This is a genomic window from Rathayibacter sp. AY1B5 (genome assembly GCF_002932795.1).
Taxonomy (GTDB): domain Bacteria; phylum Actinomycetota; class Actinomycetes; order Actinomycetales; family Microbacteriaceae; genus Rathayibacter.
Genome location: NZ_PSWM01000006.1, coordinates 91,913 through 109,292, shown reverse-complemented (window position 1 = coordinate 109,292; position 17,380 = coordinate 91,913). Strand labels below are relative to the sequence as shown.

The window sequence follows — 17,380 nt, the reverse complement described above, 5'->3', positions numbered from 1 at the left end:
CTAAACGAGATCCCGAGCCCACCGTCCCATATGGGGATGGCCATCTGACGGAGCTAGACCTCGGCTTGGAGTTCCGACTTCAGCTGTTGTCGAAGTCGCGCGTATCGGGTCCGGATCGTGGAGGGGTTTTTCTCGAGGATGCGTGCGGCTTCTTCGAGGGTGAAGCCTTCCCAGTGGACCAAGCCAATGATGTCGCGATCAACGGCGGGCAACCTCTCGATGAGGTGGTGGAGGTGCGCGCTGATGTCGTCCAGCTGGTCGTGGGCCGGGTTGTGAACGACAATCTGGTCTCGGAGGCGGTCAACGAGGCTGGTTCGGCGGCGATTCGAGCGGTGGTGAGTAGCGAGGACTCGGCGTGCGACCCCGTAGATCCAGAGCGTCCCTTCGTTGCCGGCGGGTACGTCTTTCGCGCGGCGCCAGACGGTGAGCATGGTCTCGCTGAGGAGGTCGGGGGCGTCATCCAGGGGAGCTCGGCGGGAGAAGTAGCGCAGTAGCGGTTCCGCCTGGGCGAGAAGCAGGAGCTCCACCCGTCTGGCGCGCTCGTCGTCGCCTCGCCGCGTCGAGGAGGCTTTCGATGACAGCTGGTCGTCCAGGGTCACCGCAGTTCTCCTTCGCAGTCGGATTCGGCTCCGCTCAGCATGTCCTCGGGCACCAGTTCGTCGGGGACTTCGGCCCAGATCACCGTGGTCAGAGCCGCCCCGAACGAGAACTTGTCGAGGTTGGCCTGCGTGAGGCCGGCGGCCTCTTCGCTGTTCCGTGGGATGTAGGGATGTGCGAGGGCTTCTTCGTAGACGCGCTGGCCGATCCCTGACCAGTCGTGCTCAGCGATGAAGTCCTTTACCGCTGCCGGGTCGCTCGTGCCGCCGATGCCGGCCTCGACCGCGTAGTGACAGCTGACCTGTCGACCCGAGTCGGTCGTGTAGTTGATCGGGACGATCGCGTCCGCATCGAATCCCACGGTGAAGACGACGGCCCCGGCTGTCGTCGCGGCGAGGACACCGATCACGGGGAGGATTAGAAGCGGGCGACGCCACCACGGACGCCGTGGTGTCGCGCTCTCCGCGGTGGCGGACACCAGGTCCTCAATAACAGTGCGAGACGCGAGCCCACCTATCGGACTACGTCCCGAGCGGGCCAGGAACTCATCGAATCCGTCGTCGTCCATCGTTTCCTCCTCGAGCAGACCTTGCTCTTCACTATGGACATGGCCGGTCGGGCGCGGAACGTCTCAGGAACGCCGTCCAAGTTCTAAATGGTTGGCTTCCGCCGCGCGGCCGACGTCCCGTATGGGGATGGTTCACCGGCACGCAGGGTTCTAGTTGTCCTTGACTCTGCGACCCGCGCCGCGCCCGTCTCCGCCGGCAATCCAGTCGTTGACCGCTCGAGCTACGTGAGTGTTGTGACTTGCGGCCCATGAGGGATCGTTGGATGCGGATGTGAAGGCGATCATCGGTGTGTGCCGGATGCGGCCGTGACGGTCGCGCCAGTGCAGGACCATCAAGCCGGCTTTTTGGCGCACTTGGATGGTCTGGTCGCGAGGGACGCGTCGGGACCACCAGACCCCGTGGACGGTGAGGTCGTTCTCTCGCAGGCTGACGCCGCTGAAAACAACCCACCGCGCAGCGAGCGATATGACGACCGCGAAGATGACGATGAATACCAGCTGCTCGTCCAGCGCGAGGCCGGGCTTCCATACTGTCGCTGCCGGCACGCAGATCAGAGCTGCGGGCAGGAGTATGCCGAAACGGAGCTGGATATTCGGGCGAAACCGCACGGCGCTGATTTTAGGGGCGCCCGCCCGTTCGTCGTTCCGTATAGGGATCGTTCAGTGGCCGGTGAGCGGGCAGGTACTGCTCTCGCCCGCGCTGTGCGTCGCGGCCCAGAGCAGGGCGGCGCCGGCGGCCCCCGCCGGTCTGTCACGTGCGGCGTCAGCGAAGTCCCCATCTCTCGACCGCACCGCCACAGGCCGCATGTCCACAGCGCGTGACGCTCCGGCTGCAGATTCCGCTAGCAGCTAGCGAACGCCGCGGGCACGCTCGTAGCACCGGTAGAGCACGATCGCGCCGACGGCTGACACGACGAGTCCGATAAAAAAGCCCACGAGCAGGACCGGGCTGAGTTGGCCCCCGGTCTGATCCAGGTCCGCACGAACGCCGGCCTGAAACCCCGCCACTGAGCAGATCAAGGCGATCACGACACCCGACGCGAGCAGGCTCACGCCCTTGAGCACTTCCACCATGACCACCCCCGGTCGTGAAGCTACCGCAGAGTGTTCCACCCCGCGACCGCCTCGTCCCGTATGAGGATCGTTCACCGAACGCTCCTCTGCGATTGCTGGAACCCGTTCCGGTCGTCAGTTACTGTCGAGTGGTGAACCGGGAAGTCCTGGCGCCGGTAGCCAGTCCGAAAATCTCGCTCGCAGGTCTTCCTGCTGTCGCTCGTCCTTGAGGAAGACGTCGACGCCTCCGTCGTAGGGGGCGAAGAGCCAGCTAGCGGTGGCGTCGGTGACGGCGACGTGCGCTTCCTCGTTCGAGACGGCGCGGAACAGTGGCTCGAGTTCTTCGGGTCGGTGTGGCCCGAAGCTGATCGTCAGAGCCGGTAGATCGTAGAGGTCCTCGTCGTGCACGGAGCTTCTCCAGTGGACGGCATCGGGAAGAAGAGCTTCGATCCACGGAGTCCGGGCGAGGTCGTCTTGATCCCATTCTTGCGCGATGACGAGTAGAGGGGCTGCAGAATCGCCCGCGACCTCGGTCAGCAAGGTGACGTAGCGATCGAGAACCGTCTGCATCTCCTCCGGGCTCTCGGGGTACTGCTTCGACTTCGGCAGGGTGTGAAATCTCCTCCAGCGGTCGGCCCCGGAGTCGAGCGCGCGCATGTGCCATCCGATCGGCGCCGCGTCATCGCCCCACTCGGCTCGCCAGCGTTTCTCGAAGGCCCTGATTTGTGAATTCACGCGGTGATCGTCGCACGATTCTGTCGGGGAGAGAGCTGGCGTACCGGCCGTCCCGTATGGGGATCACTCACCGGGCGCTGAGCCGGGTCGACCCGCCCGGGGCGACCCGGCTGCTCTGCCGCTCAGCTGTTGCGGGCGATGTAGGCATGGATCGCGGCGAGACGGTCCTGGTTCTTCGCCTTCAGTTCGTCCAGGGCGTCCTGGCTCGCGGCGATCAGTGGCGCCTGGTACGACGCCTCGAGGTCGCCCAGCGTCTGAGTCAGGCCCGTCGCGGTGTTGCAGCGCGCTTCGATGGTCGCGATGCGGATCTCCTCCGCTTTGTCTGCCAACGTTCCGCCCATTCTCGACGCGAGCTCGTTGGCCTCGACCGAGCTCCACTCGCCCGATCCGGTACGGGGCTCCAGTCCTTCCTCTCGCAGGCACTGCCACCACGCCTCGCGGGCTTGCTGCCAGGCCGGGTCAGCGGAGGCGGCGTTGTACGCCAGGGTCTGGATCTGCGGAACGAGCGACTCGGTGAGCTCCGCATTGTCGGGGGTGAAGCTCGCGATTTCGGGATCCGGTTGCATCGTGCATTCCTCGTAGGCCGCTTCCCATGCATCGCCTCCCGCCGCCCGGTCTGCTTCGAACGCGGCGTTGATGGCGGAGGGCGCCGCGCCGTATCCGTAGAGACGCGCCTGCGATTCGTTCCAGATCCCGTAGCTGCGATCGCCGATCCGCGATGCGGTGTCGTCCTCGACGGACGCCGCGGAGTAGGCGAAGCCCTTCTCGTTCATGCACTTCGCGAAGGCGATGTCGGTGGCGTGGTTTGCGAGAGCGAGCGTGGATGCGGGGCCGTAGAAGTCGTACTCGGTCAGCGGCAGGATGATCTCTCCGGACTCCGTGTCGAGGTAGGCGTGGGCGGACGGATCGGGGGTGAGCGCTGCGCTGCTGGCGCTCTGGGAGCAACCGGTCAGGGCGAGGGGAACGGCCGCGAGCAGCGCGACCACGGGGAATCGGTGGAGCCTCATGATTCTGACCTTTCGGAAGTCGGTGTTGACGAGGACGCGGCTGCGGGTTGGTCTCAGGTGCGTCGTGTCTCCAGTGAAGGCGCGGCTGCGCGTGGAGTCCTCAGCTGGACAGTCACGTCCTCTCGTCCGTTCGGACGAAAGATGCATCGGTCCGCGCTCGGCGACGAGGCGGCCCGTTAGCGTCGTGGCATGTCAGGTCTTCTCCGCCGGATCTCGCTGCGTGCGGTCGACGTCGCTGTCGCTGTCGCGTTCGTCGGCTTCTGGTGGTCCGCCGAAGCCGGCCGTCTCGTAGGGCCGGACGGACTGACGAGAGGCGCCGTCATCCTTCTCATCGCTCTGGTCATCGCCATCGGTGTCCGGCGACCGTGGATCGCGGCCGGCGCAGCTGCGGTCGTAGTGCCCGTTTCGCTTCTGCTGCTGAAGGACGAGTCGGGAACGCTGTGGCCCTCCGCGTTCGGAGTGGCCTACATCGCCGCGCGCACGGGAGCGCAGACGATGACGCGCGGCAGATGGCTGCTCTCCGTGGTACTCGTCGTCGCGGGGTGCGCACTTGCGCTGCCGACCGGTGGACCGGTTTTCGCCGCCGTGCTCGCTGGAGTCGTGGTGCTCGCGTGGGCCGGCGGTCACCTCTTCCGGGTCCGCCGGGAACGAGCGCGGCTGCTCGCGGAGCAGCGCGTTCTCACTCGGGGTCTCGAGGACGCCGGACGTGAGTTGAACCTCATCTCCGAGCGCGCTCGTATCGCGCGGGATGTGCACGACATCATGGCTCAGTCCCTCTCGATCGTCCTCGCGCAGGCCGATGGCGCTGCGCGACTGGTCCGGGCCGATCCCGGCCGGGCCCAGGCGTCCCTCGGAGTGATCTCTGACGTCGCGCGCTCGTCCCTCGTGGAAGTGCGGATGCTCATCGAGTCGATCGGACCCAGCCCCGTCACCCTCGACCAACCGACCCTCAGTGAGCTGCCGCACCTCATCGAGCGCTTCGACAGCGCTGGCCTGTCAGTCGGCTTCGCGGAGGACGGGGAACGGCTCACGCTCACCGAGGGGCAGCAGCTGGCCGTCTACCGGATCGTGCAGGAGGCGCTGACCAACGCGCTCCGCTACAGCGGCGACCACCCCAACGCCTTCGTCCGGCTGCTCTGGAACGGAACCGCGCTCCTGCTCGAAGTCACCTCCCACGGGCGACCAGGGCGAGAGCCCTCAGTCGGCTCCGGGATGGGAGTCGCCGGAATGAAGGAACGCGCCGAGCTCGCCGGCGGGTGGCTCACCGCCGAGGGCACGGACGGCGACGGCCCCTTCGTCGTCACCGCCTCCATCCCGGCACCGGATTCCGAGCGCGGCACGTGATCCGAGTCGCGGTAGCCGATGACCACCTCCTGTTCTGCTCAGGGCTGGAAATGCTGATCGACGCAGAAGCCGACCTCCACTTCGCTGGCGCCGCCTACGACGGAGCCGCCGCCATCGAGCTGGTGCTCGAGCAAAAGCCGGACGTCCTGCTGCTCGACGTGCGCATGCCCGTCCTCGACGGCATTTCTACAACGCGACGTCTCACGCAGCACCCCGACATCAGCACCCGCGTCATCATCCTCACCACCCACCAGCACGACAGCGCGATCGCGCAAGCTCTCTCCGCCGGCGCCGCCGGCTTCCTCGTGAAAGACGCTTCCACCGAACTGCTCCTCGGAACAATCCGCGCAGTAGCCGCCGGCCGGACCGTCGTCGCCGGCACCGCCGAGCACCTGCCGGTGCGCGACTACCTGCCCTCGGCGTCGACTACGACGTCCGAAGTTCTCAACGCGCTCTCGGTGAAGGAAAAGGAGATCTTCGCGTCCGCTGCGGAGGGGCGGAGCATCGCCGAGATTGCAGCCGCTGCGCACCTCAGTGAATCCACGATCAAGAGCCACATCTCCAGCATCTTGAGCAAGCTCGAACTCGCCTCGCGTCTGCAGCTCGTCGCCTTCGCCCACCGGCACGGTCTCGTGTAGCCGGCCTGCGACACCATTTGATCGCCTACGGCGTTCAGCACCGCGTCCCGTATGGGGATCGTTCTGCGGATCACCAAGTCGCCGGGCCGACCTCCGCCGGGTGCCGTGGTTCAGCGAGAGAGCCCTCCCGCTGTCAGCTTGCGCGGACCGACAGGTTCTTGCCGAGCTGAGTCCAGCCGTCGCCGGTGGCGTCGTCCGGTACGGCGTCGTCGGGGTGGATCTGTACCGTCCAGTCGTTCTGCTTTGACAGCTTCTCGCCGCAGCCGCTGACCGGTTCGTCGCCCTCGTTGACGATGACGCAGTGTCCGGCTCCCTCGCGAGGTAGGGCCAAGTAGAAGTCGAGGCCCTCGACGGACCCGGCGAACCGGATCGAGTCGGGATCGAGCTTGTCTCCGACGCTGCCGAGCGAGGGGAGTGCGTCCTGCTCCTGCTGCGCCCTGTCGTAGTCCGAGTACACGGTCGGGTCGTCGTAGACGGTGGTGTCCTGCGCGCACCCGCCGAGAAGAGGAAGGGCCATGAGCGCGACCGAGGCCGCACCGATCTTGAATCCGTAGGTCGATCGTTTGTGGCCCATGGCGTCCCCCGTCGCGTTTCGCTCACCCTACTTCGCCTGAACTCCAGAGCACCGGCTCTCATCAACGGAGCGAAGAGCGCGAGGCTGCCCGTTCCGTATGGGGATTGCCTATCGGACACGCTGCCGACGCTCGACGCTATGGTCGCCCCATGACCAGGGTTGTTTTGATGTGCGGTCCCGCCGGCGCGGGCAAGTCGACGGTCGCGCGCGAGCTCGCAGCAGCCGGGATGAGACGTCTTTCCTTCGACCAGGAAGCGTGGCGTCGAGGGATTCGAACGATGCCGTTACCGGCGAACGTACATGCAGAGATAGAGGGCGAGCTGCGCGGTCAGCTCTTGGACTTGGTGGAGCACGGTGTCGACGTCGTGCTGGACTTCTCGTTCTGGTCCCGCCGTTCCCGGATGGAGTACCGGGAGCTACTAGGGAAGCTCGGGGTGGTGCCCGAGACGATCTACCTCGCTACGCCACGGTCGGTCGCACTGGAGAGGATGCGGACTCGCCGTCTCGAACACGCCGACGACTACGCCCTGCCGGACGAGGTGGCGGCTGCATTTTTCGATCACTTCGAGCCGCCAACTGCCGACGAAGGTCCTCTGACGATCGTCAAGGCGGGCTCCCGCTAGCCCATGGGCTAGCGCGTCAGACCCGGCGTTTCTCTGCAGACCCGAGTGCTCGTTCCGAGGGCGGTAAGGACAGCAGGTCACCGAGCTCGCGCTTCGCCTTCTGGTAACGGCTGCGCGCAGTCGACGGCGGAACGGACACGATCTGAGCCGCCTCGCTGAGAGAGAAGCCGTCCCAATGCACGAGCCGCACCAGTTCTGCCAGCTCCGGAGAAAGCTTGCTCAGCGCTGCTTGGACGTCGAGGGTGACGTCGGAGGGTTCTCCGGTCACTTCGATGGGTTCGACGGTGCCGCGAAGCTTTTCGGCCAGGAGGTCTTGGCGCCGGCGCGTCCTACTGGTGTTCAGGACGACGTTCCGCGCGACCCCGAACAGCCAGAGGCGGGCGTCCTCGTCCGGCAGGGGCATGGACGACGACCGGCGCCACGCGATCGTCATCGTCTCAGAGAGCGCGTCGGGAGCGTCGTCGGTGCCGACTCGGCGTTCGAGGTAGTTCAGAAGGTCACGGGCTGTGGCGTCGAGGATGGCTACGACGCGATCGGCTCGCGTGTCGCGGCGGCTCACTGGGTGAGGTCTGCCTGGGTGAACTGTGCGCAGTCGTCTTGGCTTCCGGTGGAGAGGTCTGAGCCGGTGACGGGATCGACCACCCCTCTATCCTCGAGCTCGTCCCAGACGACGTTGGTGATCGCACCCACCACGGCTTGGCGGTACAGCTCGTCTTCCGAGTACAACTCGGTCGCGGGCACCACGGTGTCGCCGTCGTCGCCGCGGACAGTCACGTCCCGAGCGACGATCCGGGCTAGCTCGCCGTCGATGTCAGCGAGGGCGAGCACGTCGGTGGTGCGAAATACGTCCTGCGCCTCCTTGATGTCCTCCGGGTCGCCTTCCCTGACGACGCTGCGCAACTCGCATTCTCTTCCGCTGGGCAGCGTGAAGTGGACAACGGAATCCGGATTCGCCACATACGGCTGCCAGCCGGAGAGCGTCGCTGCTGCTGCCGCTCCCGTACCGCCCAGAGCGAGAGCGACGACGGTTCCGATCACGAGCGCGCGCGGCGTTGCCTGTCGCCGGCCGCGTCGCGCGTTCCACTCCGCTCCGCGAACCATCTCTCGAAGAGAGGAGTCGGAGACGGCCTCTGCCAGTGGGGTCGGCGGCGCCGATTCGTCCAGGAGCGCGTTCATCGCCCGATCGCTGTCTGCGTCGTGAGGTTCGGTGGTCATGATCTGCTCCTGTGCGCTCGAGTGGCCTTCACTCTGTACATGTCCGGCAGGACCCCGAACTGACGACGCGACGATGAAAATAATCGAGAACCTGTCCCGTAAGGGGATCGTCTACCGGGCGGGTTGGTTGAAGGATTGTCTGGGATTGGATACTTGTTCTGGTCGACCCCTTCGGTGATCTGTCCTTGTTTCGCACGCTTGACACAAACCCTCGCCCCTTTGTATTGTCTACTCAACACAAAGGGGACGGTCATGGGTAACTGGGGCTTCGCGGAGATCACGTTGGTCGTGATCGGTGTGCTCGTCGTGGCGAGCGTCGTCGCGGGAGGAGTGTCGCTGCTGACTCAACGTCGACAGCCGCCTGCCGTAGTGCGCGCTCATCGCGTCGGCGTCGTGCGGATGGTCACCTCGGTCGCCGCCGCGCTCGTCGCTTTCGCGGTCGCGGTGCTGATTCACATAGCGAATCCGCGCTTGGAGTCGGTGCCGTTCCTGCTCGGGCTGCTGCTCGCAGCGGCTGTAGGGCTCGGCGTGTTCAGTGTGATGCCCGTGCCCTCCATCGATGGAGCGATGAGGCGACGCACGGCGAGCGTGATGCCGAGACGACTTTCGGATTACTCCACGGTTCGACAACGCGCGACCTTCGCCACGATCGCCTCGATGATTGCGCTCATCGCACTCCTGAGTGGTCTGCTGTCGAAGCCGGCGGACGATGGTCGCTGGATCTGTCCGGTGATGTTCTCGGACCCCTGCCTCGCTGGAGGGCCGTTCCTGTTCCCGGGATGGCTCTTCGCAGCGCCGGCTCTTCCCCTGATCGGTCTGCTCGTCGTTGCCGTTCGGCACGCTCTGCGCCGCGTCGTCACCTCTCCCGCTACCGCTTGGCCCGAGCTCAGCGAAACAGATACCGCGTTGCGGCGCGGCGCGGTGCGGCTCGTTCTTCGTGTTGCCAACGCCTCACTCCTACTCACGAGCACGGTCTTCCTGGGCTCGGCGGCGCTTCCGCTGATGAACGCACCTGTTCTCGAGACGGGCATGACGCCCGATTCGGCACAGCTCGCGGGGATCGTTGGACTGGTGCTCTTGGGTGTTGCCGGCGTCGTGTTCCTCGTCGGCATGGTGATGGCGGTACTGGCCGCCACGTCTCTGGCGCGCCTTCCTCGGGGTGCCGCTGACGTGTCGACGGTGATGGCGTGATGAGCATCGAGGTCGACGCTGACGATCCTCGACCGCCCTACGAGCAGATCCGCGCAGCGTTGGCGGCAGAAATCACGTCTGGCCGGTTGCAGTCAGGCCAGCGCCTCCCGACCGTTCGACAGATTGCGGGTGACCTCAGAGTGGCGGTCGGTACGGCAGCGCGCGCCTATCGGGAACTGGAAGAAGCGGGCCACGTCGAAACACGACGCTCCCAGGGCACCACAGTCAGACCCGGGCGAATCATCGCCATCGACGTCACCGCAGCTGCAGAAGCATTCGTTCGGGACGTGCGGCGAGATGACGTCGAGCTAGCGGACGTGCTCGCCGCCATAGAGAAGGCGTGGTCGACGAAGCGGTAACCACCAGGGGGCGGTCGTTCACCGTTCCGTATGGGGATGGTCCCCCGGGGGTCCGGTAGAGGTCGTCTGGCATCCGGCGGGGAGCCGGAGTAAGCCGTGCCGGGAGGTCTAGTCCCGTGGGTTCGCTCCCGCATCGATAGATGCCTCCGAAACGGTGTCTTCGAACAGGGTGCGGCTGTTCAGGGTCACCCGCAAGCTCAGCACACCACCCAGTTTCGGATGACCTGGAACGCCACGCTCGCCAGCGTGAAGACCAGGAAAGCGGCGGGCGGTACGGCCAGCGGAAGGGGTTTGCCCTTGCGTCGGACGAACATCAGGCGCGCAGCGAGGATCAGCGCGAGGGCAGGGGTCGCGTAGGCGGCGATGTAGACGACGAACTGGCTCCACCATTCAGCGGCGGAGAAGTCATGCCACCGCTCCCAGAACGCGAGACTCACGAAGGCAACGAGGACGAACAGCAGCGCGGTCAAGACGCCGACTGCGAGAAGTGTTCCAGCGAGGACCCCTGAGCTGCCGACCGCCCGGCGCATCCAGGAGGTGATGCTCACAGCAGCTGCGATGACGAGTACGGAAGTGCCGTACCAGTACGCCTCGACCGGCACCCATCCAAGGTTGTAGCACTCCGCGAGTACTCGGCCGAGTGGTGTCCAGGCAGCTACGAGCTGGAAAAAAAGCGCAGCGACCACCAGCAAGACCAGAAGGATCTGGCCAAGCACGCGCAGCGCACGCCTGAGGACGGAAAGCTGTCCTGACGGTTCCTCCTGATCGTGCTGCATCTGCGTCCCCCTGTCGCGCGGTAGCCGGACCGACAGAAACCCACCGCCCCTAGTGTGTATTGCACGCTAACATGCGAAGCATGACAGTTGACGTGGGGGCCCAGATCCGGAAGGGCGTGGTGGAGTACTGCGCCCTCGGGCTCCTATCGCGGGAGCCGATGTACGGCTGGCGCCTGTCGGAGGAGCTGGTGTCGCTGGGCATGATCGCCAGCATCGGCACGCTCTACCCGGTGCTCGGGCGGTTGAAGGATCGCGGTTTGATCACCTCCTACGCAGGGGAGAGCGGTTCGGGCCCGGTCCGGAAGTACTACAAGCTCACCCCCTCCGGACAGGCCGAGCTGGGCGAGTTCCGCCGCCAGTGGGAGCCCTTCACCCGTTCCGTCCAAGCGATCGTGGCAGGAGACGACACATGACCCCGACCAGCGCACCCCGCGAGGTCCAGACCTACTTGAAGCGGCTCGATCGGGCGCTACGGCCCGTCCCTCGTGACGTCGCCTCCGCGATCCGAGACGGGATAGATGAGGAGCTGGCCGGCCTCGAGCCGGCAGAAGCCATCGAGCGCGTGCGGTCCTTCGACGAACCGGAATCCATCGCGGCCGCCGCCCTGGGCGAGAGCCGCACTCACCCCACGCCAGCCGGCCGCGCGAGGGTGATCTGGATCGTCGCCGCCGGAGCCGTCATCGTCCTCGCGGTCGCCCTGGTTTCGACGTGGGCTCTCGCACCTGGCCCCACCCCTGAGGCGACCAGTTCCTCTGTCGTCGCCTACCCGATGCCCGATCTTGGTCCCTCTCCCGCCCCAACACCTCTCGCGCCCGACGAGCAGGAGCAGCTGCGCATCCAGGAGCAGGACCGCCAATGGGAAGGAGTCCTGGCAGGCTTCCCTGACGCGACGAGACCCGCCGACCCGTTCCAGGAGTACCGCGACCCGAACGATTCGACAGCACTCCTGGGCTGCCTCACCGCGGCCGGCCTAACGGTCGACCTCGGCTCGAACGCCGCCGGCGGTGGACCCGTCAGCATCGGAACGACCGCCTCGACAGAAGCCGAATCGGTCGCCGCATTCACCTGCTGGTCGAGCTATCCCACGACACCCGTGGTCCCCATGACGTCCGAGCAGATCGACTACCTCTACAGCTACCTCACCGAGTACCTCGTGCCTTGCTACGAAGCGAACGGCATCGAGAACCCCGACGCGCCCAGCCGCACCGACTTCATCGACCAGTGGCCGAACCAGGGATGGTTCCCCAGCACGAGCGAAGCGTGGCTGACCGACGACGAGCAAGAAGCGATTGACGAAGCCTGCACTCGACCCATTTGACGGACCGTCTTACAGGCGTCCCGTTTGGGGATCGCTAGCCGGACGTCTTGCTCTTCACCCTCCGTCAGGGGAGACGGTGGCGGATATCCGCCGCGTCCGTTCGATGATCAGGATGTCGGTGACCCGGATGCCGAGCGCGGTGAAGAAGCCGGCGACCGCGTTCCAGTAGAGAGTCCAGAGGATGAGGCCGCCGACTTCGTTCTGGTCGTCCCGGGGTGGAGCCCAGTCGGCGTTGGCGGCGTGGACCTGCCAGATCACAGCGAGGGCGATGCACAGCAGGCTGGCCCCAAGGCCGAAGGCGAAAAGGATCTTGCTCCCGGAGTTCGTGCAGCCGAATCTCCACAGCACGTTCCTGAGAACGATGAGCGACACGGGGATCGCTCCGAGCGAGAACGTCCATTGCTCCCACGTCACGAGATTGACCCCGTCTTGCAGCGTGCCGGATCGTCGGCAGGTGCCGTCGTCACTCTGCAGAGAGCGGGGGAGTGGTCGCGATCATTTCAGGAGAAGGCGTTTCGTAACCGCCGATGATGAGCGTGCTGGTGTCCGTCCAGCTCGGCTCGGAGTACGCGATCGGCTCGGGGCTTCCGGCGCCTGGTTTTGCGCTGGTGATCCCGATGGCCACCGCACCCACGGCGAGGAAGCCGGAGACCAGCGCTGCAACCGTCACGGTCAACACGGTGGTGCGAAGCGTCTGCATCGTGCTGCCCCTCGAGTAGGTCGAATGGTGGGGAGCGTACCAGCGCAGGTGCTGGCGACGCCGTGCTACTGATCCCGTATGGGGATCGTTGAGCGGTCACCCGAACGCCGATCAGTAGACCGATGCACGCCGCATTGCTACGGCGAGACGATAGAACCCCTGAGAGTCACCGTCTGTCACCATTCGTCGCCCAGCTTGCGGAGACCGTTGTCTTCCGGCAGGGTCTGGCGCGAGTAGTCGTGCAGAACGTCGGGCGACGCAGTTTCGCGTCCGTCACGTTCAGCTTGGCGGATGGCCGCGATGACGACGCATGTCACAGCCACGATCAACGCCGCAGCAGTCGTCAACGTCATCCATATCGGCTGAACGGTTGACCCATCCGAGCACAGCGGGTTCCAGAGGAACCCCTCTCCCGTCAGGCTGCCTCCGCCGCGGGTCCTGCACGTCTCGCTCGGGTCCCACATGTAGATGGAGGCTACGGCTCCCACGGCGGCTGCAAGCCCACCGAAAACCAAGGCGAGAACGATGGGCGTCGCTGCACTCGGTCGCGGGGGCTCTCCAACGTTCATCGGGACATCATGCACCGCGCTCCACCAGATTGATCAAGAGCCGGAACGTCAGGCCCGGTATCGAGTGGCCCGCGTGGAGGTCATCGCGCCGCGACGGTGAGGTTCAATTCTTCGCCGACGCGCAGAATTTCGTCGGAAGGGAAGCGGAACGGGTTGAGGTAGAACAGGTCATCGGCCGTCATGTCGAATCGTGCCGCGACGTCCTCTGCGAGGTCGTTGCGAGCGACCGTGTACGACGTCGGCATTCCGTCCGTCGATGTCGTTTCGCCACGCGCTGCTGCACGCGGCCCGGCGTCCTGGGCGACGAGATCACTGCGTTGAGGCTTCACGCTCCATTGGACGTCAGCGACAGCAATGATCCTCATCGAGCAGTCGGGGTCGTTCTGGGGCTTGGTGGTGATGACGAGCTGATCGATCGCTGTCGGGTCGCCGTGGAACTCTGCGAGGTTCCGCCAGGCCTTGTAGGGCTTCCCTGGCTCCGCATCCGCGAGACCCATTGGGAAAGCAATGTCGAAACAGGTGGCGCCCTCATCGATCGGGTCCAGCACTGCCATGACCGCAACGGAACCTGAGGAAGATGCGGTCGCGGCGGGAATGTCGAGCTCGTCTGATGCCAGAGCCAGCCGGCCATCAGCCGCACTCAAACGGATGCTGCCGGCCGTCCCATCGCTCCCCGTGAACGTTGCCACGCCAAGATCACCGGTCAGTGCGGCGTCGGAGCTGCTGTCTGTGGACACCGGAGGCGGAGCCGGCGGTTCAGGCTGTGGCGTGCATCCCGTGACGACGATCAGGCATGCTGCGATCGCGACCGTTTTTCGCGCCTTCGAGAATGTCCCCACTGGCTCAGCGTAAGCGACGTCCTCGCTCTTCCCTTGGTCGTGCGGTTGGGGCGACTGGATGGAGTGGTCGCGGTTCCCTCCGCTGAGGCCAGCTAGGGGCTACAGCGCCTTGCTAGGGTCCGGACTTATGGATGAGCCCCGAAAGCGCGGACACCCGCTCGTCGTCGCGGGAGCGACGATCGCGGCTGCAGCCGTCCTCTGCGCTTTCGTGTACTACGCCGGTCTGGCCGTCTTCCGGACCGAGGGGGACGTGCCGGCGGCCTCGGCCATCGACCTTCCGGCCGGAAGCGAGCTCGTCAGCGAGACCGTCGAGTGCGCCTCCGGTGGATGCTGGCGGCTGTTCTCGGTGCGCCCGCCCGACGCGATGACTCCCGAGCAGCTGTCGAGCGAGCTCGGAACGACGCCGCAAGCGCGCATCGCAGGAACGCTTTGGGACCCGCGCACCATCACGGTCAGTTCCGCCATCGAGGGACCTCTCCTGAAGGTGCGGGCCGATTACTGGTCCCAAGAGTTCATCCCCTAACCACGCGCGCGAAGCGCGGTGCACCGCCGGCGTGACACGGACCACGGAACGGGCGCCGCATCCGTTCCGTATGGGGATCGTTCGGCGGGCGCGGATCGCGCAGGTGATCCTCGACCGCACCGCGCCATTGGACACGAAGTTTCAGCGCGGCGACCTTCGGGGATGTGTCGCGCAGTTCCTATCTGCCGCCGCGTTGCGCCTCACGGCGCATGAGGACCACGAACCCGACGATGACGAAAAGGACGACGAACACCACGGAGATGATCGGCCAGTAGGTCACGAAGAACCAGATGATGGCTAAGGGCACCAGGATAATCGCGCTGGGATCAGGCATCCGGCGTTCCCTCGTGCCCCGTCGGCCGAAGGAGCGGGTCGAATGGGTGCTGCCCGTTTTTGCAGGAGCTGCTCATGACGCGGGTCACCTCGTAGGAGAGCGCGGCGAGCGTGCTCTCCACGCGAAGGCCGGTGCCGGTGCCTGGCGATGGCCTCCGTTCGCGGCGCTGCGGCGTCACTGTTCCGTGCTGGAGGGCGACACTCGAGCGGCTGCAAGCTGTCGGATGCCAGGATCACCGACACCGAGGATCAGGATGCTCTCGATGTTGCCGATCGTTTCGGGATCGAAGATCTGCAGCTCTTGGTCAGCATCTGCTGTCAGCGAGCCGACTTCGCTCCCTACGTCCACAGGGAACCTCAACTCGCCGTCGTTGTCCTCGAGCGGAGCGCTCGTGACGAAGATCCGCGGTTCGGTTGCTCTGGTCAGGCTCAGCCCACTGAGAGACAGCCACACTGTCCCGTCATCTCGCTCCTCGATCAGCAGATCACCGCTCGCGTCGTTGGACACGCTCTCGAGTGCTGTACGGATAGGTAGCTGCTCCAGAAGCGACTGGGCGGCGGGAGAGTCTGTTGCATCAGAATCGTCCGTGGGAGTGCTCGTAGGAAGGCTGGGAGCGGCGGACGTCGCCGAGGGGCTGGCGACGGCGGTTCCATCGAGGGGTGCCGTGCACCCGGCCAGGGCCAGAACGAGCCCGGTCGCAGCGGCCACGGCCGAGAGTCGACCGATCGCGTTCGTGTCTGTCATGGTGTGTGCTGCTCCGTCCGTCGAACTGTCGCTCAGCCTACGCAGGGCGCGATTCTCAGCACCCTGCCGAGGGGTCGCTTCGGGACCAGTGGTGTAAACGCCTCCCCGATCGAATCGTCGTTCGAGCAACGACCGGGCGTTAGTCGCGCTCCGCGCCTACCCTTCCTGGCATCGTGAGCCAGAGGATGAGGGTGAGGAGGAGGCCGATGATTCCGCTGGCGAGCAGCGCGGCGACGGCGAAGGCGGAAGCGCCGAAGGACCCCTGAGCATCGTTGCTCATATCCACGGGCCTGAACCATTAGATGACGGCTCCGACGATGAACAGCAGGCTGGCGACGAGGGCGCCGATGCAGGTGTCTTGCCGCACCTTTTCTTGGGACCCGTCGCCTGAGAGGTTGACGAGCCACAGGATCCCGATCACGGCGGGAGCGCCGGCGAGGAACGCTAGAAACACGGGTTCTCCTAGTTGGTAACGGGTCGCGACGGTATTTGCACTGGGGGCAGGCGCTGCATGAGGTGGTCGACGGTACGACGGGTGTCTATGCGCGCAGATCCCGTTCGAAGGCGAGGCGGAGCCGGCGCTCGTATTCGTCCTGCTCCATCGGCACCACCGCGGCGAGCAACTCCTCCAGTCGCTCCTGGTCCGCGCCTGCCACGGAGACCACGGCGTTGTCGATGAGTCGGGCGAGCATCGGGGAGCCGTCCACCTCGAGCACCCAGACGCCGTCGTCCCGACGGTCGCAGGTGTTCCCCGCTGTCCCCGCCAGCTCGGGATTCGTGTACAGGCTGCAGACCTGGCTCTCGAGCGAGAACTCCGGGTTGAAGCGGTTCGTGAGGATCGTGATGTCGCCCGGGTCGGGAAGGTAGTCGGTGTCCTGTCGCGCGAGAGGATCCTCCGACGCCCGGATGGAGGACTCGTACTGCCGGATGACGACTGCCGTCGTCGTGAGCCGATCGGACTCGAACGGCACGACGGACGAATCGAGCCGCGCTTCGTACTCCGCCTCCTGTGAAGCGCGCGCGGCAGCGGACCGCCCGAGCACCGTCTGCACCACGGGCGATGCCACTGTCGCGAGGAGGGCTACGGTCGCCACGGCTCCAACGATTCGGGCGCGACCCGGATGGACGACGAGCGACCCGAATGCCGCCACGGCGCCGAGCAGCAGCGGAAGGGCGGCGAGGAGGGGAGCCGGGAGCGGCGGGGCATCGGTCACGAGCGGTGTGACCACGGCGGCGAGTGTCGCAAGAGTCAGCAGCGCACCGAGCACGAGATTTGCGCCGGCATGCAGGCGACCCGTGACGGCCCGGGACACGATCAGCAGGAGCGCAGTGGCGATGAGCGGCAGGAGGACGAACGCGGCCAGACCGGCGTACCCGGCGTACAGCAACGGCACGGCGAGGAGCGATCCGGCGAAGGCGACGGCGCCGACTGCGATACCCGCCAAGCCTGCGTGCGCGATCGCCGAGGCAGGATCGGGCGCAGTTGCCATCGGGCCCCCTCCCTGCCGCTGCCCCGAGTGTAGAGAGTGACCGGTTTTCCTGCCCAGCACGCAGGACCCGCCTTGCTCGGCTGCGCGAGCACGCAGCGTATGCCAGTGAAAGGCATAGTCACAGGAGCGGGGTGCGCCATCGCTAAACCCTGCTCTTCCGCATCGCCATCTCGGGTCGACTGC

Annotated in this window: 27 protein-coding genes; 8 read left to right on the top strand and 19 right to left on the bottom strand. The window is 65.9% G+C overall.

Going from position 1 to position 17,380, the window contains the following annotated elements; all coding sequences use genetic code 11:
• Window positions 1–53: 53 nt before the first annotated feature.
• From C5D44_RS06170 to C5D44_RS06150, 6 genes are all read right to left on the bottom strand, one after another.
• Window positions 54–599, bottom strand: a complete 546-nt coding sequence (locus C5D44_RS06170; protein ID WP_181065503.1) for an RNA polymerase sigma factor — start codon at window positions 597–599, stop codon at window positions 54–56.
• Window positions 596–1,006: a hypothetical protein gene (locus C5D44_RS17965; protein ID WP_181065502.1), complete on the bottom strand. Its 411-nt coding sequence runs from the start codon at window positions 1,004–1,006 to the stop codon at window positions 596–598. Before C5D44_RS17965 ends, C5D44_RS06170 begins: the two co-directional genes overlap by 4 nt.
• Window positions 1,007–1,315: 309 nt before the next feature.
• Window positions 1,316–1,774: a hypothetical protein gene (locus C5D44_RS06165; RefSeq protein ID WP_104261702.1), complete on the bottom strand. Its 459-nt coding sequence runs from the start codon at window positions 1,772–1,774 to the stop codon at window positions 1,316–1,318.
• A 240-nt stretch (window positions 1,775–2,014) separates the two neighbouring features.
• Window positions 2,015–2,239 (bottom strand): hypothetical protein, encoded by a 225-nt coding sequence (locus C5D44_RS06160; RefSeq protein WP_146078882.1) that lies wholly within the window; start codon window positions 2,237–2,239, stop codon window positions 2,015–2,017.
• 114 nt (window positions 2,240–2,353) lie between these two features.
• Window positions 2,354–2,953, bottom strand: coding sequence for a hypothetical protein (locus tag C5D44_RS06155; protein WP_146087990.1), 600 nt, complete (start codon window positions 2,951–2,953; stop codon window positions 2,354–2,356).
• Between the two features lie 122 nt (window positions 2,954–3,075).
• A complete protein-coding gene (locus C5D44_RS06150; RefSeq protein ID WP_104281127.1) occupies window positions 3,076–3,939 on the bottom strand; it encodes a hypothetical protein in 864 nt (287 codons plus the stop codon).
• A 210-nt stretch (window positions 3,940–4,149) separates the two neighbouring features.
• Here C5D44_RS06150 and C5D44_RS06145 point away from each other — a divergent pair, with 210 nt between their 5' ends.
• Together C5D44_RS06145 and C5D44_RS06140 are read left to right on the top strand one after the other, a co-directional pair.
• Window positions 4,150–5,304, top strand: coding sequence for a sensor histidine kinase (locus tag C5D44_RS06145; RefSeq protein WP_104281126.1), 1,155 nt, complete (start codon window positions 4,150–4,152; stop codon window positions 5,302–5,304).
• Window positions 5,301–5,942: a response regulator transcription factor gene (locus C5D44_RS06140; RefSeq protein ID WP_104281125.1), complete on the top strand. Its 642-nt coding sequence runs from the start codon at window positions 5,301–5,303 to the stop codon at window positions 5,940–5,942. Before C5D44_RS06145 ends, C5D44_RS06140 begins: the two co-directional genes overlap by 4 nt.
• A 133-nt stretch (window positions 5,943–6,075) precedes the next feature.
• Here the strand turns inward: C5D44_RS06140 and C5D44_RS06135 are convergent, their stop codons facing one another.
• Entirely contained in the window at window positions 6,076–6,516 is a 441-nt protein-coding gene (locus C5D44_RS06135) for a hypothetical protein (RefSeq protein WP_104234410.1), read from the bottom strand.
• A gap of 149 nt (window positions 6,517–6,665) precedes the next feature.
• On the opposite strand from C5D44_RS06135, the gene C5D44_RS06130 reads away from it, so the two are divergent.
• Entirely contained in the window at window positions 6,666–7,139 is a 474-nt protein-coding gene (locus C5D44_RS06130; RefSeq protein WP_219813054.1) for an ATP-binding protein, read from the top strand.
• Window positions 7,140–7,155: 16 nt separating this feature from the next.
• Here C5D44_RS06130 and C5D44_RS06125 read toward each other — a convergent pair whose 3' ends face one another.
• Entirely contained in the window at window positions 7,156–7,698 is a 543-nt protein-coding gene (locus C5D44_RS06125) for an RNA polymerase sigma factor (RefSeq protein ID WP_104268916.1), read from the bottom strand.
• The gene (locus C5D44_RS17665) at window positions 7,695–8,354 is read right to left on the bottom strand and encodes a hypothetical protein (protein WP_104338011.1); all 660 of its coding nucleotides are present in this window, start codon (window positions 8,352–8,354) and stop codon (window positions 7,695–7,697) included. Before C5D44_RS17665 ends, C5D44_RS06125 begins: the two co-directional genes overlap by 4 nt.
• Window positions 8,355–8,606: 252 nt before the next feature.
• Between C5D44_RS17665 and C5D44_RS06115 the strand changes: the two genes are divergently transcribed.
• Together C5D44_RS06115 and C5D44_RS06110 are read left to right on the top strand one after the other, a co-directional pair.
• Window positions 8,607–9,545, top strand: coding sequence for a hypothetical protein (locus tag C5D44_RS06115; RefSeq protein ID WP_104281124.1), 939 nt, complete (start codon window positions 8,607–8,609; stop codon window positions 9,543–9,545).
• Window positions 9,545–9,904, top strand: coding sequence for a GntR family transcriptional regulator (locus C5D44_RS06110; protein WP_104281178.1), 360 nt, complete (start codon window positions 9,545–9,547; stop codon window positions 9,902–9,904). The genes C5D44_RS06115 and C5D44_RS06110 overlap by 1 nt, the downstream gene beginning before the upstream one ends.
• Before the next feature lie 197 nt (window positions 9,905–10,101).
• Here C5D44_RS06110 and C5D44_RS06105 read toward each other — a convergent pair whose 3' ends face one another.
• Window positions 10,102–10,680, bottom strand: a complete 579-nt coding sequence (locus tag C5D44_RS06105) for a hypothetical protein (RefSeq protein WP_104281123.1) — start codon at window positions 10,678–10,680, stop codon at window positions 10,102–10,104.
• Window positions 10,681–10,760: 80 nt separating this feature from the next.
• Here C5D44_RS06105 and C5D44_RS06100 point away from each other — a divergent pair, with 80 nt between their 5' ends.
• Complete coding sequence (locus tag C5D44_RS06100; protein ID WP_104223417.1) at window positions 10,761–11,093, top strand: PadR family transcriptional regulator; 333 nt, start codon at window positions 10,761–10,763, stop codon at window positions 11,091–11,093.
• Complete coding sequence (locus tag C5D44_RS06095) at window positions 11,090–11,998, top strand: hypothetical protein (protein WP_104281122.1); 909 nt, start codon at window positions 11,090–11,092, stop codon at window positions 11,996–11,998. The genes C5D44_RS06100 and C5D44_RS06095 overlap by 4 nt, the downstream gene beginning before the upstream one ends.
• 54 nt (window positions 11,999–12,052) lie before the next feature.
• On the opposite strand, the gene C5D44_RS06090 is transcribed toward C5D44_RS06095, so the two are convergent.
• The 4 genes from C5D44_RS06090 to C5D44_RS06075 form a co-directional block, all read right to left on the bottom strand.
• Window positions 12,053–12,370, bottom strand: a complete 318-nt coding sequence (locus C5D44_RS06090) for a hypothetical protein (protein ID WP_146087988.1) — start codon at window positions 12,368–12,370, stop codon at window positions 12,053–12,055.
• 91 nt (window positions 12,371–12,461) lie between these two features.
• Complete coding sequence (locus tag C5D44_RS17660; protein ID WP_146087987.1) at window positions 12,462–12,698, bottom strand: hypothetical protein; 237 nt, start codon at window positions 12,696–12,698, stop codon at window positions 12,462–12,464.
• Window positions 12,699–12,874: 176 nt separating this feature from the next.
• Entirely contained in the window at window positions 12,875–13,051 is a 177-nt protein-coding gene (locus C5D44_RS17960) for a hypothetical protein (RefSeq protein WP_181028852.1), read from the bottom strand.
• A 296-nt stretch (window positions 13,052–13,347) separates the two neighbouring features.
• Entirely contained in the window at window positions 13,348–14,106 is a 759-nt protein-coding gene (locus C5D44_RS06075; protein ID WP_146087986.1) for a LysM domain-containing protein, read from the bottom strand.
• A 127-nt stretch (window positions 14,107–14,233) separates the two neighbouring features.
• Here C5D44_RS06075 and C5D44_RS06070 point away from each other — a divergent pair, with 127 nt between their 5' ends.
• A complete protein-coding gene (locus C5D44_RS06070; protein ID WP_104281118.1) occupies window positions 14,234–14,629 on the top strand; it encodes a hypothetical protein in 396 nt (131 codons plus the stop codon).
• Between the two features lie 178 nt (window positions 14,630–14,807).
• Here C5D44_RS06070 and C5D44_RS17955 read toward each other — a convergent pair whose 3' ends face one another.
• The 5 genes from C5D44_RS17955 to C5D44_RS06060 all read right to left on the bottom strand — a co-directional run bounded on the left by C5D44_RS17955 (window position 14,808) and on the right by C5D44_RS06060 (window position 17,152).
• A complete protein-coding gene (locus C5D44_RS17955; protein ID WP_181068416.1) occupies window positions 14,808–14,963 on the bottom strand; it encodes a hypothetical protein in 156 nt (51 codons plus the stop codon).
• 174 nt (window positions 14,964–15,137) lie between these two features.
• Window positions 15,138–15,707 (bottom strand): hypothetical protein, encoded by a 570-nt coding sequence (locus tag C5D44_RS17655; RefSeq protein WP_146087985.1) that lies wholly within the window; start codon window positions 15,705–15,707, stop codon window positions 15,138–15,140.
• A 139-nt stretch (window positions 15,708–15,846) separates the two neighbouring features.
• Window positions 15,847–15,987: a hypothetical protein gene (locus tag C5D44_RS17950; protein WP_181068415.1), complete on the bottom strand. Its 141-nt coding sequence runs from the start codon at window positions 15,985–15,987 to the stop codon at window positions 15,847–15,849.
• A gap of 18 nt (window positions 15,988–16,005) precedes the next feature.
• A complete protein-coding gene (locus tag C5D44_RS17945; protein ID WP_181118458.1) occupies window positions 16,006–16,161 on the bottom strand; it encodes a hypothetical protein in 156 nt (51 codons plus the stop codon).
• Between the two features lie 85 nt (window positions 16,162–16,246).
• Entirely contained in the window at window positions 16,247–17,152 is a 906-nt protein-coding gene (locus C5D44_RS06060; protein WP_181118457.1) for a hypothetical protein, read from the bottom strand.
• Window positions 17,153–17,380: the final 228 nt, after the last annotated feature.